24 protein-coding genes and 3 pseudogenes are annotated in these 26,285 nt (G+C 56.8%); 16 read left to right on the top strand and 11 right to left on the bottom strand.

All coding sequences use genetic code 11. The features are described from left to right. Positions 1-66 precede the first annotated feature (66 nt). From RGU44_RS00260 to RGU44_RS00245, 4 genes are all read left to right on the top strand, one after another. Positions 67-2,526, top strand: a complete 2,460-nt coding sequence (locus RGU44_RS00260) for a fimbria/pilus outer membrane usher protein (RefSeq protein WP_322215186.1) — start codon at positions 67-69, stop codon at positions 2,524-2,526. Further along, positions 2,523-3,329, top strand: coding sequence for a molecular chaperone (locus RGU44_RS00255; RefSeq protein WP_322215150.1), 807 nt, complete (start codon positions 2,523-2,525; stop codon positions 3,327-3,329). The genes RGU44_RS00260 and RGU44_RS00255 overlap by 4 nt, the downstream gene beginning before the upstream one ends. Further along, positions 3,326-4,315, top strand: coding sequence for a fimbrial protein (locus RGU44_RS00250; protein ID WP_322215149.1), 990 nt, complete (start codon positions 3,326-3,328; stop codon positions 4,313-4,315). The genes RGU44_RS00255 and RGU44_RS00250 overlap by 4 nt, the downstream gene beginning before the upstream one ends. Positions 4,316-4,433: 118 nt before the next feature. Continuing rightward, positions 4,434-4,685, top strand: coding sequence for a hypothetical protein (locus RGU44_RS00245; RefSeq protein ID WP_322178080.1), 252 nt, complete (start codon positions 4,434-4,436; stop codon positions 4,683-4,685). Positions 4,686-4,714: 29 nt separating this feature from the next. On the opposite strand, the gene RGU44_RS00240 is transcribed toward RGU44_RS00245, so the two are convergent. The 4 genes from RGU44_RS00240 to RGU44_RS00225 all read right to left on the bottom strand — a co-directional run bounded on the left by RGU44_RS00240 (position 4,715) and on the right by RGU44_RS00225 (position 7,363). Beyond that, on the bottom strand, positions 4,715-5,467 hold the full coding sequence (locus RGU44_RS00240) for a YkgJ family cysteine cluster protein (RefSeq protein ID WP_322178081.1): 753 nt from the start codon (positions 5,465-5,467) through the stop codon (positions 4,715-4,717). A 104-nt stretch (positions 5,468-5,571) separates the two neighbouring features. Next, positions 5,572-5,895, bottom strand: a complete 324-nt coding sequence (locus RGU44_RS00235) for a hypothetical protein (RefSeq protein ID WP_322178082.1) — start codon at positions 5,893-5,895, stop codon at positions 5,572-5,574. 65 nt (positions 5,896-5,960) lie between these two features. Next, positions 5,961-6,416, bottom strand: coding sequence for a GNAT family N-acetyltransferase (locus tag RGU44_RS00230; protein WP_322178083.1), 456 nt, complete (start codon positions 6,414-6,416; stop codon positions 5,961-5,963). Positions 6,417-6,460: 44 nt separating this feature from the next. Further along, positions 6,461-7,363 (bottom strand): chemotaxis protein, encoded by a 903-nt coding sequence (locus tag RGU44_RS00225; protein ID WP_322215147.1) that lies wholly within the window; start codon positions 7,361-7,363, stop codon positions 6,461-6,463. Positions 7,364-7,698: 335 nt separating this feature from the next. Between RGU44_RS00225 and hmpA the strand changes: the two genes are divergently transcribed. The 8 genes from hmpA (at position 7,699) to RGU44_RS00185 (ending at position 15,692) form a co-directional block, all read left to right on the top strand. Then, positions 7,699-8,880, top strand: coding sequence for an NO-inducible flavohemoprotein (hmpA, locus tag RGU44_RS00220; RefSeq protein ID WP_322178085.1), 1,182 nt, complete (start codon positions 7,699-7,701; stop codon positions 8,878-8,880). A 235-nt stretch (positions 8,881-9,115) separates the two neighbouring features. Continuing rightward, positions 9,116-9,625 (top strand): disulfide bond formation protein B, encoded by a 510-nt coding sequence (locus RGU44_RS00215; RefSeq protein WP_322178092.1) that lies wholly within the window; start codon positions 9,116-9,118, stop codon positions 9,623-9,625. Between the two features lie 481 nt (positions 9,626-10,106). Next, positions 10,107-11,045: a ubiquinol oxidase subunit II gene (gene cyoA, locus RGU44_RS00210; protein ID WP_322215145.1), complete on the top strand. Its 939-nt coding sequence runs from the start codon at positions 10,107-10,109 to the stop codon at positions 11,043-11,045. 3 nt (positions 11,046-11,048) lie between these two features. Beyond that, the gene (gene cyoB / locus RGU44_RS00205; protein WP_322215143.1) at positions 11,049-13,025 is read left to right on the top strand and encodes a cytochrome o ubiquinol oxidase subunit I; all 1,977 of its coding nucleotides are present in this window, start codon (positions 11,049-11,051) and stop codon (positions 13,023-13,025) included. Between the two features lie 3 nt (positions 13,026-13,028). Continuing rightward, entirely contained in the window at positions 13,029-13,643 is a 615-nt protein-coding gene (locus tag RGU44_RS00200) for a cytochrome o ubiquinol oxidase subunit III (protein ID WP_219060991.1), read from the top strand. Further along, positions 13,644-13,976 (top strand): cytochrome o ubiquinol oxidase subunit IV, encoded by a 333-nt coding sequence (cyoD, locus tag RGU44_RS00195; protein ID WP_219060992.1) that lies wholly within the window; start codon positions 13,644-13,646, stop codon positions 13,974-13,976. It begins immediately after the preceding gene. A gap of 10 nt (positions 13,977-13,986) precedes the next feature. Further along, the gene (gene cyoE / locus RGU44_RS00190; RefSeq protein ID WP_322178095.1) at positions 13,987-14,874 is read left to right on the top strand and encodes a heme o synthase; all 888 of its coding nucleotides are present in this window, start codon (positions 13,987-13,989) and stop codon (positions 14,872-14,874) included. Between the two features lie 191 nt (positions 14,875-15,065). Next, the gene (locus RGU44_RS00185; RefSeq protein WP_322178096.1) at positions 15,066-15,692 is read left to right on the top strand and encodes a hypothetical protein; all 627 of its coding nucleotides are present in this window, start codon (positions 15,066-15,068) and stop codon (positions 15,690-15,692) included. Between the two features lie 45 nt (positions 15,693-15,737). Here the strand turns inward: RGU44_RS00185 and RGU44_RS00180 are convergent, their stop codons facing one another. The 6 genes and pseudogenes from RGU44_RS00180 to RGU44_RS00155 form a co-directional block, all read right to left on the bottom strand. After that, positions 15,738-16,313, bottom strand: a complete 576-nt coding sequence (locus tag RGU44_RS00180; protein WP_322215142.1) for a DUF6701 domain-containing protein — start codon at positions 16,311-16,313, stop codon at positions 15,738-15,740. Continuing rightward, positions 16,297-16,443, bottom strand: a complete 147-nt coding sequence (locus RGU44_RS00175; protein WP_322178098.1) for a hypothetical protein — start codon at positions 16,441-16,443, stop codon at positions 16,297-16,299. Before RGU44_RS00175 ends, RGU44_RS00180 begins: the two co-directional genes overlap by 17 nt. Continuing rightward, positions 16,433-16,765: a hypothetical protein gene (locus tag RGU44_RS00170; protein ID WP_322178099.1), complete on the bottom strand. Its 333-nt coding sequence runs from the start codon at positions 16,763-16,765 to the stop codon at positions 16,433-16,435. The genes RGU44_RS00175 and RGU44_RS00170 overlap by 11 nt, the downstream gene beginning before the upstream one ends. A gap of 276 nt (positions 16,766-17,041) precedes the next feature. Beyond that, complete coding sequence (locus RGU44_RS00165; protein ID WP_322215141.1) at positions 17,042-17,356, bottom strand: hypothetical protein; 315 nt, start codon at positions 17,354-17,356, stop codon at positions 17,042-17,044. Continuing rightward, on the bottom strand, positions 17,340-17,954 hold the full coding sequence (locus RGU44_RS00160; RefSeq protein ID WP_322215140.1) for a hypothetical protein: 615 nt from the start codon (positions 17,952-17,954) through the stop codon (positions 17,340-17,342). The genes RGU44_RS00165 and RGU44_RS00160 overlap by 17 nt, the downstream gene beginning before the upstream one ends. 204 nt (positions 17,955-18,158) lie before the next feature. Continuing rightward, positions 18,159-20,505: pseudogene (locus RGU44_RS00155) on the bottom strand (tetratricopeptide repeat protein). 489 nt (positions 20,506-20,994) lie between these two features. Between RGU44_RS00155 and RGU44_RS00150 the strand changes: the two are divergent. Continuing rightward, positions 20,995-22,545, top strand: a complete 1,551-nt coding sequence (locus tag RGU44_RS00150) for an arylsulfatase (RefSeq protein ID WP_322215184.1) — start codon at positions 20,995-20,997, stop codon at positions 22,543-22,545. 56 nt (positions 22,546-22,601) lie between these two features. Beyond that, a pseudogene (locus RGU44_RS00145) lies at positions 22,602-23,075 on the top strand (OmpP1/FadL family transporter); the annotation flags it as partial. 36 nt (positions 23,076-23,111) lie between these two features. On the opposite strand, the gene RGU44_RS00140 reads toward RGU44_RS00145, so the two are convergent. Then, positions 23,112-24,664, bottom strand: a protein-coding gene (locus RGU44_RS00140) for an IS3-like element ISPpu4 family transposase (RefSeq protein ID WP_250690811.1) whose coding sequence is annotated in 2 segments (ribosomal slippage) — positions 23,112-24,202 and positions 24,202-24,664 — 1,554 coding nt in all. Because the reading frame shifts where the segments join, the coding sequence is not laid out codon by codon here. Between RGU44_RS00140 and RGU44_RS00135 the strand changes: the two are divergent. Together RGU44_RS00135 and RGU44_RS00130 are read left to right on the top strand one after the other, a co-directional pair. Then, a pseudogene (locus RGU44_RS00135) lies at positions 24,631-25,548 on the top strand (OmpP1/FadL family transporter); the annotation flags it as partial. The gene RGU44_RS00140 and the pseudogene RGU44_RS00135 overlap by 34 nt on opposite strands. Positions 25,549-25,595: 47 nt before the next feature. Further along, complete coding sequence (locus RGU44_RS00130; RefSeq protein WP_322215182.1) at positions 25,596-26,270, top strand: DUF3313 domain-containing protein; 675 nt, start codon at positions 25,596-25,598, stop codon at positions 26,268-26,270. Positions 26,271-26,285 lie beyond the last annotated feature (15 nt).

Raw genomic sequence — 26,285 nt, 5'->3', positions numbered from 1 at the left:
AGGTTTTATGTGCGCGCATCGTTCAGGCTCAGTACGCTCGCCATGGGTGTTGGTATGGCGTTGTCGATGCAGGCCATGGCGGCGCCAGATCAATCCGGCGACGCCGCAAAGGGTTCCCCAGTGGAATTCAATACGGCCTTTATCCAGGGCACCGATGAACCCGCCGACCTCAAGGAATTTTTGCGGGGCAACAGTGTTTTGCCAGGCGTCTACCGGGTGGATGTGTACGTCAACCGGGTCCTGAGTGGACGCAATGATGTCAGGTTTACCCAAAATACGGCCTCAGGCTTGATCGAACCCTGCCTGACGTTGGAGATGCTCCGGGCATTTGGACTGGACATGGAGCGCTTGCACAACGACGCAAGCCTGGCGGTTGATTTGCAACCGAGTGCTTGTTTTGACCTGGCGGCACAGGTCGAATTTGCTCGGGTCGACTACCAGCCCAATAGCCTGCGCCTGAATGTCAGCGTGCCGCAGACCGCCATGGCCCGTAGTGCTCGAGGTTACGTGTCACCCGAACTCTGGACTGAAGGCGAGACCGCCGCCTTCATCAATTACAGCTTCAACGGCGCCCGTCGGCACAATCAGCAAGAACGCACGGATCAGTATTACCTGGGCCTGCGAAATGGCCTGAACCTGGGCGCCTGGCGCCTGCGCAACGAGTCGTCGCTGACCTACGGCGGCAATCAGCCTTATCGCTTCAGCAGCAACCGCACGTTCGCCCAACGTGACCTGACGCGGCTCAAGGGGCAACTGACACTCGGTGAGATCTACTCAAACTCGCTGATTTTTGACAGTGTGCGGTTCAGCGGCGCCGAAATCGCCTCCGATGACGGCATGCTGCCTGACAGCGAGCGGGTCTACGCTCCGACGATTCGCGGTATTGCCGAGACCAATGCCACGGTTGAAGTTCGCCAGAACGGCTTTCTGCTGTACAGCAGCAACGTTTCTCCGGGGCCGTTCGAGATTACCGATATCTACCCCAGTGGCTCCAATGGCGATCTGTTGGTCACGGTGGTGGAGGCGGATGGGCGCACGCGCACCTTTACGCAGGCATTTACCTCGTTGCCGATCATGGTGCCCAACGGTGCGTTCCGCTACAGCCTCGCCGCCGGTCGATACGACAGCAATGCCGATCAACAGTCCTCGCCGACATTCACCAGTGGCACCCTGGTTTATGGTCTATCCGAACGGTTGACCGGGTTCGGTGGACTGCAATGGGCCGAGGATTATCAGGCGGCGAATGTCGGGGCGGGGGTCAACACCGGCTTGGGGGCTTTTTCGGCCGACGTGACGCAGTCGATCAGCCAGGCGCGTGTGAGCAAGACTAGCCAGGGCCAAAGCGTGCGGTTGCGCTATGCCAACACCCTCGATGTGACGAACACCACCTTAGCCGTCGCGGGTTATCGCTATTCCACCGAGCAATACCGCACGCTGCAGGAGCACGTAGAGGAACTCGATGGGCGCATCGCTCGAACGGTCACCGGCCGGGCAAAGGATCGGGTAGAGCTCAATGTCACGCAGTCGCTGCCGGAGCAATCCGGTTCGTTGAGCCTGACCGCCAGCGATCAGCGTTACTGGAACCTGCCGGGTAAAACTCGTCAGTTGTACCTGTCCTACAACAGCGCATGGAAAACTGTCAGTTACAGTCTGTCGATCGAGCGTAACCAGCAATTGGACGGTGACGGGCAGGCCAACACCGATCATCGGCTTTCCCTGAGCCTGACAGTACCGTTGGGCTCAAGCTCAAGCGCGTCCCGGACATCGTTCAATCTGGTGCGCGACAGCCAAGGAGACTACAACGCCCAGGCCGGTCTCAGCGGCCAGGTGCTGGACAATCGAAATGCTTTTTATTCGCTACAGAGCGGGCGCGACAGCAGCTCCGGCACTTTCGGATCCGGCAAACTTAACACCACCACGCCCTACGGTCGCTTTGAGGCCGGGTACAGCCAGGGTCGCGATTACGATGCTTTTAGCGTGGGTGCATCAGGGTCGCTGGTTGCTCACGGCGGCGGGGTGAACTTCGGACAGCCTTTGGGTGAAACCTTCGCCCTGGTCGAGGTGCCAAACGTCAGCGGTGCAAAACTGACCAACTACAGCAACGTCGAGACTTCGGACAACGGTTACGCGGTGTTGCCTTACGCCCAGCCTTACCGAACCAATTGGGTCAGTCTGGACACTCGCCAGTTGGGGGCGGACGTCGAGGTGGATAACGCAATCGTCCAGGTGGTGCCACGTCGCGGCGCCGTGAGTGTCGTGCACTTTGCCGCGTCGATCGGTCGCCGTGTGCAATTCGAACTGGTGCGCGCTGATGGCAGTAAGGTGCCGTTGGGCGCTAGCGTAGAGGACGAGCACGGCAAGTCTTTGGCGGTGGTCGACCCCACCAGTCGCGCGTTGGTGTTGACCGGTCAAGATCAAGGCGTACTGCGAGTGAAGTGGTCCGATCAAGGCTGCCGGGTGCCCTATAGCCTGCCGCCAAAGGACCCGTTACGTGCCTATGAACGACTGAAGGTGACCTGCCAATGAGTCTGTCGAAACGACTCGGTCAGAGGCTGATCAGCCTTATGTTGCTACTGATGGGGGTCGCCAGTGCAAGCGTGCAGGCTGCGGTGTCCCTTACCGGAACGCGGTTGATCTTTGACGGGGCTTTTCGCGAAGTCAGTATCGAAGTGATCAACCGGAGCCCTCGCGAGGTGCTGCTCCAGGCGTGGTTGAGCAGCGCCGCGAATGAGGGCGATGGCGTGCCTGATGATCTGCCGTTTGCCCTGACGCCTCACCTGTCACAACTGCCTGTTAACGGCAAACAGGCGCTACGCATCTTGTATGAAGGCGTCGGTATGCCGCAGGGGCGGGAGTCGCTGTTGCACCTGTACGTGATGGAAATCCCTCGGCGCGCAGAAGGTGAGAACCCACTGAGCATTGCCATTCGCCAGCGCATCAACGTGTTTTATCGCCCGCCAGGTTTGCCCGGTGATCCGGCTGATAGCACCCAGGAATTGCTCTGGCAGCTGACCCGCGATGCGAACGGCAGGATGTCGTTGCAGGTCAGCAATCGGTCTGCTTTCCACGCCTCACTGCAGGACCTGCAGCTCGAGGGCCGCGCTGGAAAACATGACGTCAGCGACTACCTGTTGCTGCTGCCGGGGACCACCCGAATCTTACCCCTGAGCGCCGCCGAGCCCGCTGACAGCCAATGGCAATACATGTCCTTCAAGGCCCTTACTGATTATGGCGGCCAGCGTAGTTACCGCGCCGAAATTGACGGACGTTTACCGTTCAAGGCCAGGTTGCTGCCAGGCATTGCCCACTTAAAAGGCTTACAACCATGATCGATATTCGCTGGATTCGATGTCTACTGCTGGTGCTGCTACTGGCCCCGGCGACGTGTTTTGCCTTGGTCTGCAAGGAGCAGGGTGCAGGCGCTGCGGTGATCAATGGCGATCTGGGCAGCACTGTTGCCATTCCTGCCGCGTCGCCCGAGGGAACAATCGTCTGGCGCTCGGATCGGTTCAATGCTCAGGTCGAATGCTTCAAGGACGGTCTGCAAGAGCAGCAGGAGGAAGTGTTCATTTATCTGAACCCGGATAACGTGCCGATTGGCCAAGGTATTCGCGCGGGTTTGACCGTCGACGGTATCGATTATCTGCAGAACAGCGGCCGGATAGGCACAGGCCAGAGTCTGCCTGTTTGTCATGAAAGTGACGCGAATATGGCTGCATGTCCGCGCATCACCTTCAATCTGGTGTTCTCGGTGTTCGTGCAAAAGTTCGGTCCGACGCCACCGTCGGGGGTGGCCAGTCATCTGCTGGACTATCGGATATTCCAACTCGACAGTGCGGCAGGCTTGAACCCGTTGCCCGGCTACAGCCTGAGCTACGTCATCAATAACCTGACCGGCCTGCGTTTCATTGCCTGCGATGCCGAGCTGCAGGTCACCCCGGAGACCGTCGAGTTTGGCTCGATAGGGATTCAGGAGGTAGCGGTGGGGCGGGTCATTGATCGACGTCCGTTTTCACTGGTGACCAGCCGCACCTGTGACACTCCGTTCAGCCTCGATGCGCGATTCAAGCCGGTGTCAGGTGTGCTGTCTGGCGATTTACTGATTCCCACGGCCAACGACGGCGTCGGTATCCGCATCATCAATGGCCGCGATGGCGCGACGTTGCCTTACAACCAGTCCTTCCATCTGGCGGATCTGCTCGGGACGAGTCAGTCGGCGAAGGCCGATTTCGAGGCCGAACTGGTCTGGCAAAGCCAAACACCCAAAGCAGGCGCCTTCGAGGCCGAAGTCATCATTGATCTGTTTTACAAATAGCAGGCGATAGGAGGTGAGTGGTGATGGCGGCAGGCCGCCTGTGATTCAGGTATGCTGCCGGGCCTTGGGCGACTGCCCATTTTCGCCAGATGACTGACTCGATACTTTTGGAGCTTCCATGACTACCCCCGAACACACGCCAGCTCCTGAAGCCGTCGTCACCGAAGAGGTGACAGTCGTCGAGCCGGGTGCTGAAACCACCGATAAAAAAGCCGCCATTCCTGCGTTCAGCTTTCCATTCAAACCGGGCGAGTTGTTGCAGGCCAAGACCCAAGACTCGCTGTATTACAAGAAGTCGGGCAAAGCCAGTCATAACAAAGTCCCCGGTGTCGCGCCTCACGGCACACGCAAGACCATGGGCAAACGCTGATTTTCAGGCCTGCCCAGCCTCGCCGGGCGTTATGCAAAAGAAATGAAGGCATAGTCCAGCGGATCGGCGCTCACCACCTGAGCGCCGGCCTGTTGCAGCGTATTGGCAATCTCCGCGCCCGATACGTGAAAACCCCAACCCGGTTCGACGGACAGCGCAGGTAACGTGCCGCTGTCGGCGATCTGTTGCGTGGCGGCCGCAAAGGCCTGCATGTCCGGCAGGTACGCGGTAAAACCGTCACCTTTGAGGGCGGTGGTGCGGATCCCCAGCAGTTTACAGATAGCATCTTTGGCGGCGACCTCATCGCGATCCGCCTGGCGCGATTGTTCGATCAGTGCCGTCAGTTGGGTATCGACCAGGTTGCCACCGACGATCAAGTCCGGCCCGTGCTCCCATGCATTCGGCGGACAACCTTTTGCTTCAGGTCGCAGGGGGATGTGCGGGTTGATCTCCATCGGGTAAATCCGACAGACCAAGGGACGTCGTTCATAGATACGGCACAGGTTTTCTGCGTCAAGATTCCGACAAGGCCCGACGTTATAAGCCGCGAAGGTAATGGCGACATACACCTGCGCTGTGCCGCTGGGCACCCGGCATGAACGACGTTGGGCATGCGTGCGTTGCAACTCAGGCACGCCATAACCGTCTTCGAGGAAACCCTCTACGAGGATGATCACCGCGCCGCCGTCAGCCGCCCATTGGCTCGCCTCGGACAGCGTCAGGGGAACGTGATGATCGGTGCAACACTTGCCACAACCTACGCATGAAAACGGTGTGTTCATTGACGTAAAAGACCAGAAAAGACGCGCGTTGACGGTGACAATTTGCAGGCGCGGTCACCGCCGGGGACAAGTGTCGAAGCAAATTGTGCGCCACTGCCAAGCGTCTATTTTTTCGGCAACGTGGTCATTTCATCCCACTCGGTCACGGTGGCTTTTTGGGTTTGACGTTGGTACAGGCACAGCTCGGTGCCGGTTTTGTTCTTCATGTGCGCCTGCGGGTAGCGGCCTTTGAGCAGGAGTGCGCTGTACCCGACGCTGTCATCGAACAAGGCTGCGGTGCCGGCCGGTTTTACCTCTTTAAGCTGACTGGCGTTTATGCAACTGGCGATGACGGCTTTGTCCAGGTCGCTCCAGGCCTGGCTGCTGGACGCATTGGCATGGGTTGCAGCAACCGCAAGGGCAATGCACAGCGCAGTGGATGCTTTCATATCAGGCTTCTTCCGAGTGGTGCTTCCAAAGGTCGGATTATGGCAGACGCCGTTGCGAGGCGGCCTTAGTCGACAGTAAAGCGCTGGACGTAACGCATACCTGATGTTTCATACAGGCGCCGAGCGTCATGGTTATTGTCCATCACCTTGAGGTCGACGCACGCTTCACCCCGCACGCGGAAAGCCTCGAATGCATGGTTCAGCAGGGCACGTGCGAAGCCTTGGCGGCGGGCGCGTGGATCCACCACCAGATCCTTGATAAAGGCACTGGTCCAGCACAGTACAACGCCTACCACACCGTATTCATCAGCAGCGATAAAACACAGTGACGGGTCGAACTCGGGGTCGGTGGCGAACGCTTTGTGCCAGTCCTCATAGTCCGGCACGCTGCCTTCGCCTTGCTGGTAACCGAGTACCAATAATGCGTGCACTTGTGGCGCGAGTTCAGGGCTGAACTCGAGAAGGCTAAGTGCGGCAGGCCATGCTGTGGGGGCGATGGTCTGAAGCAGATCGCGGCGCATCAGCCAGCACCAAGCCGTCGAATCCTCTGGCTGGGGGGGCTGTATTAAATGCCCTGGGCCTCGACCGTACGGGCTGCCTGAATCAAACATTTGGTCAACTCGGGTGAAGAGAATTTAGTCAGCACGGCATTTGCTCCTGCAGCCTTGGCTTTTTCGCTGTTCATCTTGCTGTCCAGAGAGGTGTGCAGCAGGACGTACAGGTCCTTGAAGTCAGGTGTTTCACGCAGGGTACGGGTAAAGGCATAGCCGTCCATTTCCGACATTTCAATGTCGGATACCACTACGTTGATCTGCTCCTCCGTGCCTTGCAGTTCGAGCAGGCGGTCGATGGCTTCTTTGGCGCTACGGGCGGTGTGGCAATGAATGCCAAGATTGCGCAGGGTGATCAGCGATTGCTGCAAGGCGACCTGGCTGTCATCGACCACGAGGATCTTGGCTTTGGCCAGTACCTGGGTGTCTTCTTCGCTCAGGTGCGCAGGCTCGTCGGCGATGATCCTCGCCGGGGCGATGCCGTGGATGACTTTTTCGATATCCAGCACCTGTACCAGCACGCCGTCGACCTGAGTCACACCCGTGATAAATGACCTGTTACCAGAGGCGAAGGGTGGAGGTCGGATGTCCGTGGTCAGGCAATGCACGATCTTACTCACTGCCTGCACGTGCAGGCCCTGTTTGGAACGGCTGACATCCGTGACGATCAAGCAGCCACCCGAAGGGTCGAGCAGCGGTTGTTCACCAATGGCCCGACTCAGGTCGATCACCGACAACGATGCGCCGCGCAGGACGGCGATACCTTTGACGTGAGGATGGGATTCGGGCAAGCGGGTCAGGGCAGGGCAGGGGATGATCTCGCTGACCTTGAGCAAGTTGATGGCCATCAGCTTGCCGCTGCGCAACGTAAACAGCAGGAGTGACAGGGAGTCAGCGCGGGCATTATTTGAGGACATATCAACCTTCTGAAAATTAAAGGCGTCGCTACAAGAGTGGCAAACAGCTTTCGATGCCGGGTTATCGACTTGCAAAGGTTTCGCTTTAGGGTATTTGTGCCTCAGGGCAGTAAACAGTCAAGCCGATCAATGATGCTGTCGGCAAAATCAGCGCAAGGCAGCGTTGTGTTTTGGTAGTCATAAGGACGCAAAGGAGTCTTATTGACTATTATTTATCATGTGTCATTTTGACTTAATATTTTCAAGCTATTGATTTTTATTATAAAAATAGCTGGCACGAATCCTGATGTGTAAGCGGCAATTAGCTAGAAGCCTTGCGGCTCAGGAGTCCAATCGTGTTGAACGCTCAAGATCGTGCCATCGTCAAATCCACCGTGCCCCTGCTTGAAAGCGGTGGAGAAGCGCTGACCACTCATTTCTACAAAATGATGCTCGAGGAATACCCAGAGGTGCGCCCGCTGTTTAACCAGGCGCATCAGGCCAGCGGTGATCAGCCCCGCGCGCTGGCCAACGGTGTACTGATGTACGCACGGCACATCGACGAACTGGAGCAGTTGGGCGATCTGGTGGCGAAAATCATCAACAAGCACGTCGCTCTGCAAATCCTGCCTGAGCATTACCCTATCGTCGGCTCCTGCCTGATCCGCGCCATCGCCGAAGTGCTGGGACGCGACATTGCCACTGACGAAGTATTGCAAGCCTGGACCCATGCGTATCAGCAACTGGCCGATATTCTGATTGGTGCCGAGGGCGCGATCTACGACGAAAAAGCCGAAGCCGTTGGCGGCTGGCGCGGTGCGCGTGAGTTCAAGCTGGTAAACCGGGTGGATGAAAGTGCCGAGATCACTTCTTTCTATCTGCAACCTGCGGATGATGGGCCGATTCTCGGGTTTACCGCGGGTCAATACATTGGTTTGCAGTTGTTCATCGGTGGCGAAGAAATGCGCCGCAACTATTCGCTCTCGGCAGTGGCCGGCGGCAACCAATACCGCATCAGCGTCAAGCGCGAACCCAATGGCGTGGTGTCCAACTACCTGCATGACCAACTGCAGATTGGCGATAGCCTCCAGTTGTTCACGCCGTCGGGCGAATTCACCCTGACTGAGAGCCAAAAGCCGTTAGTGTTGATCAGCGGCGGTGTTGGCATCACGCCGACACTGGCCATGCTTGAGACCGCGCTGGAAACCTCACGCCCCGTGCACTTTATCCACTGCGCGCGCAATGGCGCGGTGCATGCGTTTCGCGATTGGGTCGATGGTCTGGCGGGGCGTCACCCGCAACTCAAGCACTTCTATTGCTACGCCGAAGACGACGGCGTGAGCCCCGCGGCGGATGCGGTTGGCCTGCTTGATCAGCAGCAGCTGGAACAGTGGTTGCCCGAAGATCGGGATCTGGATGCCTACTTCCTGGGTCCGAAAGGGTTCATGGCCGTGGTCAAACGCCAGTTGAAAGCAGCCGGCGTACCAGAGAAACAAAGTCGCTACGAGTTCTTTGGCCCGGCTTCCGTGCTCGAATAAACTCGGCGGAATAAAAAATGCCGTCAGCCTCTGTCAGGGGCTGGCGGCATTTTTGTGTCCGCAGGAAATACTCGAAACCTACAAGATGTGTTCTGGCCTCAAGGCCTTCCGGCCACCCAATTGTTCCGTACAGCGGTTCTTCACTTGAGTTGGTAACCTCTGCCCACGATTATCGCGGGCGATCAGACCGTTGTGCATTTACACTCCGGGTCACACCATTTCAAAAGGTAAGGGAATGAGCGACAGCACGATGTACCTAAGACGCGAAAAGCGCTTTCTGGTCTTGCTCGGGGTGATCTGCCTCACGTTGATCGGAGGCGCGCTTTACATGCAAGTGGTATTGGACGAGGCGCCATGCCCGCTGTGCATTCTTCAGCGTTATGCCTTGCTGTTTATCGCCATCTTCGCCTTCATTGGTGCCGCGATGCCGGGCAGACGCAGTACTACGGTGTTCGAGGGGCTGACCGTGCTCAGTGCGATTGGCGGCATCGTCGCTGCCGGCCGTCATGTCTACATCCTGGCGAATCCGAACGAGAGCTGCGGTCTGGATGTATTGCAGCCTATCGTCGACGGTCTGCCGCTGGCGTCCTGGTTCCCGTTGGGCTTCCAGGTCGATGGCTTCTGCACCACGCCGTACCCACCTATCCTCGGTTTGTCGCTGGCGCAGTGGGCTTTGGCTGCCTTCGTTCTGACAGTGATATTGGTACCGCTGGGGATCATGCGTAATCGTCGCACCGCCCGCTGAATTCAGTTGGACACCGCAAAAGCCCTGTTTTCCTACGGAAAGTAGGGCTTTTTTTCAGCCCCGATAATGTCCTTGCTGGCTGATCATTGCTGAATATGAGAATAACTGTTGCAGAATAAGTCATAGTCAACAAATGGTTACATATCTACAATCGCTAACACTTATCAGTCAGCACCGCTTTGCAATTGACAAGAAACGAGGTCGAAAGCGTCTCTACGCACTCTATGTAGATCACGCCGATACGATTTCAGGGACTGACACCCTTTCAAAAAATCCGCACCAAATGGAATTGGTCTGCTAACCAGGCCGTTGCCACACCAGTTCAATAAGAAACCACAGACAATTCTGGATTTGCCGCCCAGCTCTCGAGCTTTTCTGGCAGGCCCTTATTCAATCAAAAAAACATGCCAACACCTGGCAGGGTGAAGTGTTGGCGGTCGAAACCTATGTGCATTGCGTGCGCAGCTTTAGAGGTCGTGAGATGAGTAGAAAAAGGTACCCCAGATTGTTTGGCTCGTTGGCCCTTTTGAGCATGCTTGCGCTGGGTGGTTGCAACATGGCCCTGCTCGATCCAAAAGGGCAGATAGGCATCGACGAGAAAAATCTGATCATCACCGCGACGCTGCTGATGCTGCTGGTGGTTGTTCCGGTGATCATCATGACGTTCGCCTTCGCCTGGAAATACCGCGCTTCGAACACCAAGGCGACCTACGCGCCGAACTGGGCTCACTCCGGCAAGATTGAAGCCGTGGTGTGGGGCGTTCCAACCTTGATCGTGATCGCGCTGGGTATCCTGATCTGGAAATCGAGTCACGAACTTGACCCCTACAAACCGTTGGACTCCAACGTCAAACCGGTGGTCATTGAAGTCGTCGCAATGGACTGGAAGTGGTTGTTCATCTACCCGGAACTGGGTATCGCCACGGTCAATGAGATCAAGTTCCCGGCCAATGTCCCGGTTAACTTCAGGATCACATCCGACTCCACCATGAACTCGTTCTTCATCCCGGGCCTTGGCGGTCAGATCTATGCCATGGCCGGTATGGAAACCAAGCTGCACTTGATCTCCAACGAAGAGCATGTGTACGACGGCATGGCGGCCAACTTGAGCGGCGAAGGCTTCTCGGACCAGAAATTCAAGGCCTATGCCACGTCGCAAGCGGACTTCGATGCTTGGGTCGCAGCAGCCAAAAAAGCACCACACCCGCTTGAAATCGCTGAATTCAATCAGTTGGCCAAGCCTAGCGTGAAAAACCCTGTTGAGTACTTCGCCAGCGTTCAGCCCAACCTGTTCCAGACCATCATTGATAAATATGAAGGGATGAACAAGGCCAAGGGGATGCACCACAAGGCGGACGATGCACCAGAAATGAGGGGCATGGACATGAAAATGCATTCGGCTGCCGGCGCAGAGGAGTAAGAGATGTTCGGTAAATTAACGCTGGAAGCCATTCCCTTCCATGTACCGATCGTAATGGTGACGCTGGTTATCATCATGCTGGTGGGTGCGGGATTGGTTGCTGCAATCTCCTATCACCGCAAGTGGTCCTACCTGTGGACTGAATGGCTGACCTCGGTCGACCACAAGAAAATCGGTGTGATGTACATCATCGTTGCGCTGGTCATGCTCCTGCGCGGCTTCGCCGATGCGATCATGATGCGCTCGCAGCTGGCCCTCGCCAGCGCGGGTTCCGAAGGCTACTTGCCTCCGGAACATTACGACCAGATATTCACCGCTCACGGCGTGATCATGATCTTCTTCATGGCGATGCCTTTTGTGGTCGGCCTGATGAACATCGTCGTACCGCTGCAGATCGGCGCTCGCGACGTTGCCTTCCCGTTCCTCAACTCGTTGAGCTTCTGGTTGTTCGTGGTCGGCGCGGTACTGGTCAACCTGTCCTTGGGGCTCGGCGAGTTTGCCCGTACCGGTTGGGTTGCTTATCCGCCGCTCTCCGGCCTGGCGTATAGCCCAGGTGTCGGGGTCGATTACTACATTTGGGCATTGCAGTTGTCAGGATTGGGTACGTTGCTGACGGGGGTGAACTTCGTTGTCACCATCCTGAAAATGCGCACCCCTGGCATGACGTTGATGAAAATGCCGGTGTTTACCTGGAACTGCCTGTGCACCGCGATCTTGATCGTGGCGTCGTTCCCGATCCTCACCGCGACCTTGATTCTGCTGACGCTGGACCGTTACCTGGGCATGCACTTCTTCACCAACGAGCTTGGTGGCAACCCGATGATGTACGTCAACCTCATCTGGGCCTGGGGCCATCCCGAGGTGTACATCCTGATCCTGCCGGCCTTCGGCATATTCTCGGAAGTGACCTCGACGTTCTCCAAAAAGCGCCTGTTCGGTTACACCTCGCTGGTCTACGCGACCATCGCCATTACCGTGTTGTCCTTCGTTGTCTGGCTGCACCACTTCTTCACCATGGGCTCGGGGGCCAACGTCAACGCCTTCTTTGGCATCATGACGATCATTATCTCCGTGCCCACGGGAGTGAAGATTTTTACCTGGCTGTTCACCATGTTCCGCGGGCGAATTCAATTCACCACGCCGATCCTCTGGACCCTGGGCTTTATCGTGACCTTCAGCATCGGCGGCATGACCGGCGTACTGCTGGCGGTTCCGGGTGCTGACTTCGTGCTGCACAACAGCCTGTTCCTGATCGCGCACTTCCATAACGTGATCATCGGCGGTGCGGTGTTCGGTTACCTGGCGGGCTTCGCCTACTGGTTCCCGAAAGCGTTCGGCTTCACGTTGAACGAGCGTCTGGGCAAGTATGCGTTCTGGTGCTGGATCGTCGGTTTCTACCTGGCATTCATGCCGCTGTACGTGCTCGGCTTCATGGGCATGACCCGTCGTCTGAACCACTACGACAACCCGGCATGGACACCGTGGCTGATCGCTGCGTTCTGTGGTGCGCTGGTCATCATGGTCGGCATCATCTTCCAGATCGCGCAACTGGTGGTCAGCATCCGTGATCGCGAGAAAAACCGTGACCTCACAGGTGACCCGTGGGATGCCCGCACGCTGGAATGGTCGACCTCTTCGCCGCCGCCGTTCTACAACTTCGCCGAGCAACCGCACGTCAATGACCTGGACGCCCACTGGGAGACCAAGGAACGCGGTGTACAGAGCAAAAAAGCAGCCGATTACAAGAAGATCCACATGCCGCGCAACACCGGTGTTGGCGTGTATATCAGCTTTGGCAGTCTGGTCTTTGGCTTCGCGTTGATCTGGCACATCTGGTGGCTGGCCGCCGTCGGTCTGGTCGGCATGGTAGCCACCTTCATCATGCGCAGTAACGACGATGACATCGACTACTACGTTCCCGCCGAAGAAGTGGCGCGAATCGAAAATGCACGCCTTCAAACTTTGGCTAAGCAGGCTTAAACCATGTCGAACTTAGTATTAGAAACTCAGATTGCCCATGCTGAGGAGCATGGGCACGAGGATGCCGGGTCCATGACCGTGTTCGGTTTCTGGATCTACCTGATGACTGACTGCATCCTGTTCGCGACGATCTTCGCCGCATACTCGGTGCTCAGTAACAACGTCGCAGGTGGCCCGTCGGGCAAAGACATCTTCGAACTGCCTTACGTGCTGGTAGAAACCTTCTGCCTGCTGTTCAGCAGTATCACCTACGGCTTCGCCATGCTGGCGATGCACAAGGGCAACAAGAACGGGGTTATCGCCTGGTTGGCGGTAACGTTCTTGCTGGGCCTCGCGTTCATCGGCATGGAAATCAATGAATTCCATCACCTGATCGCCGAGGGCTTTGGCCCTGATCGCAGCGCCTTCCTGTCAGGCTTCTTCACGCTGGTCGGTACTCACGGCCTGCACGTGACATCCGGTCTGATCTGGATGGCGGTGCTGATGTTCCAGATCAAGAAGAAAGGTCTGACCGCAACCAACAACACGCGTCTGAGCTGCCTGAGTCTGTTCTGGCACTTCCTGGACGTGGTCTGGATCTGCGTGTTCACCGTTGTCTATCTGATGGGAGCGCTGTAAATGGCTAACGCACATATCAGCCATGGCGGTGCCGACCATGGCAGCCTGAAGTCCTACGCCGTCGGGTTTTTCCTCTCCGTGATTCTGACGGTGATCCCTTTCGGTCTTTTGATGCACCCGGTGTTCCCCAAGACGATGACCCTGGCCATTGTCGTGGCCTTCGCTGTGGTGCAGATATTCGTGCACCTGGTGTTCTTCCTGCACATGAACAGGTCGTCCGAACAGCGCTGGAACATCATCGCCTTCGCCTTTACCGCCCTGATCATTGCGATCGTGGTCGGCCTGTCGTTGTGGATTATGTACAACGTCCACACGAACATGATGGCGCACTGAGGATCTCCCGATGTCGCTGAAGCACTTTATCCAAATCACCAAGCCGGGGATCATTTTCGGTAATGTGCTTTCGGTGGCAGGTGGCTTTTTCCTGGCGTCCAAAGGGCATGTCGACTTTGGCCTGTTCCTGGCTGCTGTCATCGGCACTTCGTTAGTGGTGGCATCCGGGTGCGTGTTCAACAACTGCATCGACCGCGACATCGACGTGAAGATGGAGCGCACCAGGAATCGGGTACTGGTGCAGGGTCTGGTTTCATTGAGACTGGCCCTGATCTTCGCCAGCGTGCTTGGCATCGCCGGGGTGGGCTTGCTGTATACCAAGGCCAACCCGCTGGCGGCGTTGTTCGCGGTGATCGGTTTTGTGATTTACGTCGGCTTCTATAGCCTGTACCTGAAACGCAAATCGGTGCACGGCACACTGGTCGGCAGCTTGTCCGGGGCAATGCCGCCCGTGATCGGTTACGTCGCGGTGAGTAACAGCTTCGACTTGGCGGCACTGACCCTGTTGGTGATGTTCAGTTTGTGGCAGATGCCGCACTCGTACGCCATCGCGATCTTTCGCTTCAACGATTACCTCGCTGCGTCGATTCCGGTCTTGCCGGTGAAGCGTGGCATCGTCGTCGCCAAGCGTCATATCCTGATCTACACCCTGGCATTCCTGCTGGCCACCTTGATGTTGACCGTGGGGGGTTACGCCGGTCTTAGTTACCTGGCCGTCGCGGCCATCATGGGCATGTACTGGTTGTACATGGCCTGGAGCGGTTACAAGGCAGTGGATGACCGGGTCTGGGCGCGCAAGCTGTTCGTCTTCTCGATCTTCACCATTACCGCGCTGAGCGTGATGATGTCGCTGGATTTTCAGGCGCCCAGTGAGCTGCTGCTGACTTACGCACCTTGAGTTGAGCCAGCCGTTGCACCAGAAACGCCCCGTTCTTTGGATGAAGAACGGGGCGTTTTTTTGTGAGCCCATTGCCCCGGACAAACACGCACGTGCTGCTATCGTTTACACAGATATTTCTAGTGGCCGCAGAGCAAATTCTGGTTTTATGCATGTCTATGTGAAACACGTCTATAAAGGTTGCACGCGATATGAGGTTGGCAGACATCACTCAGTACGGCGGAATCACGGTCATGCTTCCGGCGGCAGTGGTCATCGGTGCCTGGCTTTGGTTTTCCAGGTCCAGACAGTCGGCGCTGTTATGGGGCGCATTACTGCTGTTTGTGTACGCGATTGTCGGGGCGAGCAAAATCCTCTTCAAAGGATGGGGCATAGGCCTTGAAAGCCTGAACATTGCGGTCATCAGCGGTCATGCCACGAATACTAGCCTGGTGCTACCCGTGGCGATGAGCCTGCTTGCGCGACAGATCAATCCTCGTCTTCGCTGGCCAGGAGCTGGTTTAGGGTTATTGATCGCGTGGTGGTTCAGTATCAACTGCGTGGCACCCTATATCCATCCGCTGCAGGAGGCGATTGCCGGGGCTCTCCTGGGGTCTGTCGCTGCCTGTGGGTTTTTGTATTACCTGGAAAACACAGAGATCAAAAAAATCCCTCATGCGGTGCTGGTGATTGGCCTTGTCCTCATCGCCCTCAACACGACCACCAAGAAATACACCGCCGAGCACGTGCTGAATCGTATCGCTGTCTCCATCTCCGGAGCGGAGACAGCGTTCAAGCGGCCTGAGTGGCGAGCACCAGTCGATACAACAAAGCTTTAAGCGCTTTGTCGATGTGAGTCGCCAGCGCCCGTGAGTAGCAGGTCGCTAGCGATACACTTCGCGGCGAAAAATCATTGGCGATGAGCCTCGATAGATGCCGAATCTGGCCAGCCCCGTTGCAGCTTCACGGCCCTTGCCATTCCAGTCGTAGAAAAGCCAGGACGGTGTTGCCGGTAATCCACCGAGTACCGATCCGTTGATCCCGGGAGGCTGCAAGCGCAACAGCCCCAATCCTGCGCTGGGTGCGATCAACGTAACCTTGTCATTGCCATAGACCTGTTGGCTGAGTTGCCCGGTGTAGCTACTCAGCGCGGGCGTTTGCAAAACGGCTGCCGTGGTGCAGGTATCCAGGCCTTCGACCCGAAAGCTGCCGCCCGCAAGGTTCTGCCACGTCTCGATGCGCAAGGGCAGATCCAATGCCTGCAACTCAGAGCCATGGGCATTGTCCAGACGCAAGCGTCCCAGACGAACTTCGCTGCCGGGGCTGTCGCTAAAGTCATAGCCGTACGCTGAACAACTGTTGCCATCGCCAAAACAGGCACCATCGGTATCGGTCAGTGTTGCAGCGCTGAAACCTTGACGAATGGCCGCGATAAACGGGTAATCATCGGCCAGCGGCAAGAGTGCCGTGTTGCGCGACGGACAGGCGTGCCATGGCGATCACCACCAGGGCGACCACGATGAGTAGGAACATCGCTGCAACCAGGCCAAAACCCTGGGCGCGATGGGGCCAGCGGGGATCAGGGCGCATTGTCGATGTGGACCTGTTGCAAGAGTTGAAAGCTTTCGCCGTCGAGGGTGGTATGCAGCATCAGGGACAGCAAACCGGCGCGCGCGGTGCTGCCGGCCTGGTAGGTAAAGCGTGTTTGCCCACAATCGACATTCATAGCCAACGGCTCAGGGTTGGAACCGGGCGGCGGGGCGGCGGGCAGTGTAGAAAGCAGTTGGTTATAGGTATATCGAAGCAGTTGGCCATTTTGGCAGCGAAAGCCCACGACCGTCTGGGCCAGATACACACGCTGCTGCGGCGACGCATAGGCAAAGCGAAAACCGGTGGCGGGCAGGTTGCCCACCGCGATAATGCTTTCTCCAGCCGGTGCGCCTGGAAGCAGTACTGAAAGTACTGCCTGTTGGGGTTATCACACCTGGATTGGCCGGTGCCCAGAGATTACTCCCGACAACCGGGTTGCCACCGGACTCGGCACCGATGTTGTACATCACCATCCAGCGGGCCCCGGTCGGATCGAATGCCCCGTCCAGCACCTGCACCGCGAGGCAGCCCAGTAGCTGGAGTTTCTGCGGTCCGTGGTGCGCGTTTTTTTGTACCTGATAAAGGTTGAGGTTCTGCATCAGGAAGCCGTCTGGCGCAGAGCTGCGCCGACGGCTGCCATGCAGAGAGCCTGCATCTGTTCGTCCAGTTCAGCGGCGGGTTGCCCGCTGAACAATTCGCGCAGGTCGAGGGCCTGCAGTTTGACGGTCAGTCCATTACCCAGCGCTTGCAGTGCGGCTTCGCCATCGCGCTTCATGGGCAGTAACAGCAGGCGATTGATGTGCCCCTTGCCTAACTGGCTCTCGAAATAGTCAAGGGAACGCTGGATCTCCAGGGTGGCTGAAGAAAAATCCTGGCCAGCCTGTTCCAGTCCATGCTCAATGACGCGCGCCATGTACAGATCCGCGCCATGCTGCACGCAGATCAAGCCCTCGCTGGAACGCAAGCGCAGCAGTGCGATGTTCAGATTGTCGGCACCGGCCCAGACCAAGATTGCGAAATGCCATTTCGGTAACGTCGATGCTGACCAGATGGAGACCGGCGTGCTTGATCAGCTTGGCCCAGTCCTGCATGCGCGCTTTATTGAGCACTGCGCAGTAGGCCATGCGCGAGCGGCCACGGTAGGCATCTTCGGGAAGAGCAAATGCGTCAACGACGACATCTTCAAGGGGCTCACTGATAAGGTCCTTGATGCGCCAGCGCATGGCGGCGCCCAAGTCTTCAGCGGGGACATAGGGGCTGTCGAGAAGCAGCATCTGGTAGGCAGCGGGGTGCAACACAAGGTTGACCGGCAAGCCGCCAAGGCCTGATTCGTCGACCATATTTTTCAATACGGTGGGGTGTTGTTCGGGCGTGGCTGCGCGGAAGTTGCAGTGGAGCAGGCGTGGAGCTTCGCCTTGGCTTCTCTGTACGTGGGCTAGAGCTATTCCATTTGGACCTGTTTCAACACCCACCAAACCGCGCGCTGTGGTTTTACTTCTTGGAAACCACATTAACTTCTTATCTCTTTACCTGGCGCACCTCGCCAGGATCACCGATCCCGCATACAGCGTGATGTCAAAACAATATCACGCATTGTAGGTCGATCATAATACTTAGATGGGCGGTCCAAAAACTGTGGTTTTGGGCAGCATTTCCGGCGATCCGCTTCATGCTGGCTGGCATAAAGAAAAGGGCATTTAAGTGGCGGAAAGGAATCATTTAAGGGCAGGGTCTTCAGGGTTGATGTGCGTCCATGCGTCTATCAACTTTCGCGCCTTTGGCTCATGACCGTTCTTCAGATCGTACTGGATCAGCAACAGCCTGGCATCGCGGTTGGCTGGCTGGTGTTCGAGCATCTGTTCCAGTTGTGAGCAGGCTTCATCGACCTGGCCGTTTTCGTACAAGGCCACTGCCAGCACGTAGCCATACTGAGCGTTTTGCGGTTCGAGTCGGGCAGCCCTGCGTAACGCGGGGATGGCCTGCACCCGCTGTCCCGCGCGAATCATTGCCAGGCCTTGGGCCTGGTGTAGCAAGGCGACGTCAGGGTGTTCGCGCAGGCCGTCGTCCAGCAACTGCCGAGCTTCTTTGCCGCGAGCATTTGATTCCAGCCACTCGACCAGCGTGACCAGCGCCGGAAAGAAATCCGGGTCACGTTGCAAGGCTGCACGCAGGCGGGGTTCGACATCTGCATTGCGGCCACTGGCCTGGTAGAGCATCGCCAGGTTGAGGTTGGCTTCGGCGCGTTCCACCAGGCTCAACTGCACAGCCTCGTACTCGCCGATGGCTGTATTCCAGCTTGGCTGCGATGCCCCCAATCCGCCATTCGCAGCGCCTGGCAGAGCACGGGCGGCGGCGATTCGTACGGCGCGGACCGGGTCATCGAGCCGCGGTGATAGCAACGCCAGACGTTGCGCCTCGGGCATAAGGGCGCTGACCGCGCGAATGGCACTTTCGCGCACATGCGGTGCCGGATTGTTCAGATCCTTGGTGACCAGCCTCAGCGCTTGTGCGCTGGGGTAGGCGGGCAGCTCGGCGAGTAGTGTTGCACGTTGGATGGCGGGCAGATTGCTACGTTGCAGCTGCTCGTACAACGCCTGTGCTGCACCGACCTGACCACCGCGAATCAGCGAGAGGCTTTCGTCGTAGCGCGATGCCTGGTCAGGCCGGTCGCCGGTCCAGAGCTTGAATTGCTCAATAATTTTGTTGCCCGCCACGCTTTGGTGGCAGCTCAAACAGGCATCCGGCGTACCGAGCGTCTGTGCGCGCAGGGGGTTGGGGATACTGAAACTGTGGTCGTGGCGAAAGTCATTGCCCATGTACAGCTTGCCAGGCATGTGGCAATCGACACATTGCGAGCCTGGCTTTCCAACCTGATGCCGATGGTGCTCGGGAGAGTCGTAGTTCTTCGCTTGCAGGCCCTTGCCATTGACACGCTCGACGGAGGTTTTGCCTGCTGTGTTGTGGCATTGCACGCACACACCGTTGCCTGGGGCCTTGAGTGCGGTGCTATGAGGGTTGTGGCAACTACTGCAGCGCACGCCCTTGTCGAACATTTTGCTTTGCAGGAAAGAACCGTATTCGAACACTTCATCCTTGATCTTGCCGTCCACCGTATAGAGTTCGGGCGTCAGCAGGCTGGGCAGGTAATCATCCATCAACCGTTTGCCGACCTGATAACCGTCGTCCAGCGGTGCGCGACGAGCATGGCACCGGGCGCAGGTCTCGATCTCGGTGGTGGCGTCTTTGTCTTTGAGGTCGACGACAAAGCCGGCATGCGTCAGGTCATTGGGCTTTGTCGCCCACGCTAAATGATTGGAGGCCGGACCATGGCAGGCCTGACAGCCGACTCCCAGACTGTTCCACTGGCTGGCAAAACTATCGCTCACGGCGTCGAAATTGCGTTTGAAGCCAGTGGTATGGCATTCGACACACATGAAGTTGGCGTTCTGGCTCGGCTTGCTCCAGTGCAAGGGATTCTTGAAGTTCACACCTTGGCCTGGATAGAGATGAAACCAGCGATGTTTCTCGGTATCCCAGGCCACCCCCAACGCTTGCAACCGCCCGCCGGGTGTCTCTATCAAATACTGCTGCAAGGGGGCGACGCCGAAGGTGTAAGCGACTTTGAAATCAGCGGGTTTACCGTCTGCGCCAGGAGTATTGACCCAGAAGCCGTCATTTTTATGAGAGAAGCGGGTGGTCTCTCTCTTGTTTTTGAACGTGACGTCACTGAAATTGGCGAGGACCGTTTCAGCGTTAGCCGGTTGCATGGCCAACTGGTGATGGGAGCCTTGCCAATCTTTTACCTGCGCACTGTGGCAACTCTGGCATTGCTGCTCGTCGACCATTTTTGCTGCTGGCGCGGGGGGGGTTCAGAGACGGCGGTGCTGATGTGATGGCGGGTGAATAGATCAAAGGTGCGGGCTTACTGTGTTGGAAGAACAGCCAACTACTAAAAATTGCCAGGGGTAACAGGATCGCTAAAACGATACGCAGAGAGGGCGTCATGAAAGTGCGTCGTAAACCCGATGTGGAGTGCGCTGATTTATTTTTATGTTTCGGCATTCCGTTGTCCTGATAGAACATTGTCCAATGCTGTTGCAGCTTTGACGCAGGATAGAGGTCTGTCAAATATTCATTCTGTGTTTTCTCACAGTATTTACACTAACGTGTTCGGCGGTTTTCGATATTCATTCCTGTTTATCTGCGGGCGCGGGGGTTCGTGTTCATAGTGAAACTGAATAATTATTATGTCTAAACGTTATGAATCTCTGTGAGGGCCGACGAAAGAGTGTCGGTAACGAACCTGCGCGATAGAGGGTTTTGCGGGCATATTGCAGGCCTGGAAGTTGGCAGCCGTTCCAGGGCGAGCGATAAAAAAGAAAGTGGCTATCTGAGTATTCTCGCCTAGGATTAAATTCAGCTACTGTGTGTATCCCGAATTTTCACGTTGTAGGCTAGTCCTGAGACTTTCATAAGAGTACTGAGGAACTGACCGTGACAAAAATAATCGATTTTTTGGCGCTGACAGTAACAACACTTCTGCTTACTGCCATGCCCCTGCACGTGCAGGCCGCGTCCGATAAACCCAACATTGTTGTCATCATGGCCGATGATGTCGGCTGGTTTAATATTGGCGCCTATGATCAAGGCATGATGGCGGGTAAAACACCGAACCTCGACAGTCTGGCGGCCCAGGGCATGCGGTTTACCGATTATTACGCCGAGGCGAGTTGCACCGCTGGCCGGGCCAACTTCATCACCGGTGAGTTACCCATCCGCACGGGCATGACCACCGTAGGCCAGGCCGGTTCACCGATTGGTATTCCCGATCAGGCATTGACCCTTGCGACAACGCTTAAGTCGATGGGCTATTCCACGGGGCAGTTTGGCAAAAACCATTTGGGTGACTTGAACGAGTTCCTGCCAACGGTTCACGGCTTTGACGAGTTCTTTGGCTACCTCTATCACCTTGACGCGATGGAAGATCCGGCCCACCCAAACTATCCACAGGCGCTTAAAGATACGGTCGGCCCGCGTAACATGGTGCACAGCTGGGCAACCGACACTGATGACCCTACGGTGATGCCGCGTTGGGGCAAAGTGGGCAAGCAGAAAGTCGAAGATGCCGGCACACTCTATCCGGAGAGAATGAGAACGGTCGACGAGGAGATTCGCGACGTTGCCTTGAGCTTCATTGATAAGGCCAAGAAGGATGACAAGCCGTTCTTCCTCTGGCTCAACCCTACACGTATGCACGTCACCACTCACCTGTCGCCCAAATATGAAGGGATGCGTAACGCGGACAACGACTGGACTATCCAAGAGGCCGGGATGGCCCAGCTGGATGACATCGTTGGCGATGTCCTGAAGAAGCTCAAGGACATGGGCCTCGACGATAACACCATCGTTGTATTCACCACCGATAACGGTGCCGAGAACTTTACGTGGCCGGACGGTGGTCAGACGCCATTCGCTGGCGGGAAGGGGACGGCGCTGGAAGGTGGCTTCCGTGTCCCGGCCATTCTGCGCTGGCCAGGGAAAGTTCCGGCCGGTAAGGTCGAGAACGGGATCATGTCAGGGATGGACTGGTTCCCGACGTTTGTCGCTGCGGCGGGTAATCCGAACATAGTCGAAGAGTTACTGAAGGGTAAACAAGTCGGCAGTCAAAGCTACAAGGTGCACCTTGATGGCTACAATCAGACCGACATGATCATGGGCAAGGGACCGTCGACGCGCCACGAAGTCTTCTATTTCACCGAAGGCACGCTCTCCGCCGTGCGTATCGACGATTTCAAATACCGCTTCACTGATCAACCCGATGGCTGGATCGGCAGTACCGTGAAGTTGGACATGCCGGTTCTCACCAACCTGCGCCTTGATCCCTTCGAGCGCACGGGCTTTACCAAAGGCGCTCAAGGCTCATACCAGTACATGAACTGGTTCCTCTACGAATTTTGGCGCTTTCAGTTCGTGCAAAAAGAAGTCGCCAAGGTGGCGGCGACTGCGATTGAGTTTCCTCCAATGCAAAAGGGTGCCAGCTTTAACCTGGATGCAGTGAAGGAGCAAATCCAGCACGCGATGTTGAGCCAGTCAGGTAAGTAACTCACTCAGAAATCGATCGGGTAGGCGGTGTGCGCCTACTTGATCCTGGAGTTCTTATGCCGTCAAAAACAGGTACGCTGCCGGTCTCCGCGTTTACTCTGCTGACGCTCTGTTACAGCCAACAGGCGCTGGCAGGAGGCATCATGCTTTATGAGATCGGTAGCGATAATACCGGTCTGGTCAATGCGGGTGCCGCGGCGCGTGCGCAAGGGCCGTCTACCATTGCGAGTAACCCGGCAGGCCTCAGTTATCTGGAGGGCACCCAGATCGCGGCCGGTGCTCAACTTATTTACGGCAATGTGAAGTTTGATGCTGACGGGGACACTAACGTGGCTGGCAGTGGCAGCGGCGATGTTATTGAACCGACACCGGGTGCCAGCTTCTTTATAAGCCATAAACTGGATGAACACTGGAGTGTCGGCTTTGGCACGTATGGCGACTTCGGTCTGGCGCTCAGTTATAAGAATGACTGGTACGGTCGCTACTTCAGTCAATATGGAAGTATTGGTGGTTTGTCATTTGTACCCAGCGGCGTTTTGCAAGGTAGTTGTCGCGTCAGCTGTGTTTTATGCGGCTATTTTCAGTGTCGGTAACTCCCTTTCCGGATTGAGTGTGACCGCGCCGATGGGCTGCCAATTGCGTGTCGCACCTGACCAGCGATGTGGATGTTGATTACGAGCTTGCTGATACAGGGCATGACGCTTGGCCAAGATCTCTTGATCATCTCCTCGATGACGCTGCGCCGGGGTCACGAAGCGGATGCGGCTGTGGCGGTGTTGGTGGTTGTACCAGCGGATAAAATCGCGCACCCAGCTGCGTGCCGCGTCCAAATCTGCAAAACCACCAGGAGGCCATTGCGGGCAATATTTCAGGGTTCTAAACAGCGATTCTGAGTAGGGATTATCGTTACTCACCCGTGGTCGTCCGCGTGACGGGGTGATGCCGAGTTCGTACAGTTTGCTCAGCAACGTCACCGATTTCATCGGTGCACCGTTGTCCGAGTGCAGCACTAGGGGCCGTCCGGCGCAGCGTTCGGTGAGCACGGTGCGCTGCATCAGTTCGGCCGCCAGCTCGCCACTTTCTTGCTCGTAAACTTCCCAGCCCACGGCCTTTCGGCTGTAGATGTCCTCGATCAAATACAGATAGTAGTACTTCCCACGCACTGGCGATGGCAAGTAGGTGATGTCCCAAGACCAGACCTTATTGGCTGTGGTTGCGCTGTGAGTTGTCGGCGCAGCATGCTTGTGCGGTGCATGGCTGCGGCCACGTCGGTGCTGCTGATCAGCTTCCTTCAGGACGCGGTAAAAGGTTGCCTCTGAGGCCAGATAACGACCTTGATCGGCCAGTATCGGGACGATCTGGCTGGGCGGCAGGCTGACGAATGGCGGACTGTTGCAGACCTCTAAAATAGCGCAACGCTCCTGTTCACTCAGGGCATTAAGTGGTCGCGGACGTGACGTGGTGGTGCGCACGTCGGCCTGCATCACAGGCGTCAGCGCCCAGCGTTGCAGGCTGCGCAGCGACAGCCCGATCTCCGCGCTGGCAATAGTTTTGCGTGCACCAGAAGCAACGGCTTGGTTAAAACGTTCAACGAGTTGTTGCCGTTCTGGCAGCGAGGTCAGACGTCCTCGCTGTCGTTTCCCCAGAAGGCATTCATCTTTTTTCGCAGCACCAGAATCGCGGCGGTTTCTGCGAGCGCCTTGTCCTTGCGCCGCAGTTCACGCTCCAACTCGGCGATGCGTTTTTTGTCGGCGCGCGCCTGTTCTCGCTCGGCCTGGCGCTGTGCCTGGGCTGTTAGCTGGCCACTGATGCAGGCCTGTCGCCAAGCGCCGATTTGCTCGGGGTACAAACCCTTGCTGCGACAGTATTCGCTAAGCTCGATCTCGCTCAACGTGGCCGTGTGCAACACCGCTGCGAACTTGGCTTCAGCCGACCAGTTATCGGCACTGCTTTTATCTCCGGGCACCACTGCGCCTCCTGCTTTGAGCTTGGTTCGCCAAGCATACAGGGTGGCTTGAGAGATGCCTTCTTGACGCGACAACTCGGCCACGGACATGTTTTGAGGCGGCAGCAATTTGTTGATAAGGGCCGCTTTACGCTCAGGTGAATAGCTCGACATTACAGCTCTCTTTGGCGCCCCCGATCTATCGTTTTGATAAATCAGCTCAGGCGACAACTAGCCTGACACCGGGGGCCAGTGTGGCCTATCGGTTCAATGACGAGTGGTCAGTGGGCGTTGGCATAAAGGCCATGTACGGCATGTTGCAAGCTCAGGCGGCGATCAATCGGTCTCCTTTTGGATTAACGGATCGTGCTGACGGGCAGTACAAATATGAGGACAGTACATGGGGGTACGGCGCTAACCTGGGGGTTATTTATGCACCCAAGCCGGGCACCCGGATTGGTTTGGCTTATACCAGTAAGATCAATCTTGATTTCAAGGACCGTATAGACGTTCAAGGGAATGGCCTGTTACTGGACCGCGTGAATGGTACGGACACCACGCTCGGTGTGCAGGTCCCACAAACGGTCACGCTCAGCCTCTATCAGCAACTCGACGCGCAATGGGCCGTGCTGGCGACCGTCAACTGGCAGGACTGGTCACAGTTCGGCGAGATCTATATCGATGTCGATACGTCCAGGGCGGGTGGGCAGTCAACCACCGTTAATGCGTCTTATAAGGACACCTATCAATTAGCGCTGGGCACACAGTACCGAGCCACACCGAAACTGCTTTGGAGTGGCGGTGTCGCCTACGATACCTCGGCGGTATCGAACAGTGATCGAACCTTGAATGTCCCTATGAGTGCTCAATGGCATGTGGGGGCCGGGGTCACTTATGCAGTGGATCATGATACCGACCTTAACCTCGGCTGGGATTTTGTGTGGATGGGCGATATGCCTGTCGACCAGAGCAAACGTCTGTCAGGTGACCGCGTTTCCGGCCAGTTCAGTAGCGCCTGGATTCAGTCTGTTACCGGCAATATGACGTGGCGTTTCTAACGCCTGACAACAATAAATACCCTATTAATCCCATGAGTACAAAGCACATGAAAGCATCACGTAAATTGCTTGTCGGCATTGCGCTGAGCAGCTTGTTGCTGGGTGGTTGTGTCTCGAAAGTGACTGAAAAGGAGCAGTTCTCAGGCTTTTTGCCGAATTACGATGGACTCCAGGAAACGACGTCGTCGAGCGGGAAGGAAGTGCTGCGCTGGGTGGCTCCCGACTTTAAACCCGGGGCGTACTCTACGGTGGTGTTCAACGAACTTGAGTTGTACCCCGCACCCAAGCCGACGGATCGGGTTGACATGAAAACGCTGAAGCAAATACAGGCGTATGCCAGCAGCAGTGCCAAGGGCGTTCTTTCACAAAGGTACCGGGTGGTGAACAGCCTGCAGGCTGTACCACCCGGTTCGCGAACCTTGATCATGCACGCGGCAATTACGGGTGTAACGGCCTCTAACGAAGGTATGCACTGGTACGAAGTGGTTCCGGTCGCGGCGGTTGTGGGGGCGGCCAGCGCTGCTTCCGGCCATCGCGATCAGAACAGTGAACTTTACATTGAGGCGAGTTTTGTCGACGCCGCCACGGGTTCGCCAGTGGTGAAAGTCGTGCGTAAAGTTTTCGGTAAAACCCTGAAAAATGAAAGCCAGGCGATTACCGTGGGTGACTTCAAGGCCGCGATCGACGGGCTGGCAGGTGATATGAGAGCGTTCATCAAGTAGCGATAGAGTCACTCC

It is taken from the genome of Pseudomonas sp. 5C2, assembly GCF_034314155.1.
Classification (GTDB): Bacteria; Pseudomonadota; Gammaproteobacteria; order Pseudomonadales; family Pseudomonadaceae; genus Aquipseudomonas.
This window is presented reverse-complemented; position numbering and strand designations above follow the sequence as displayed.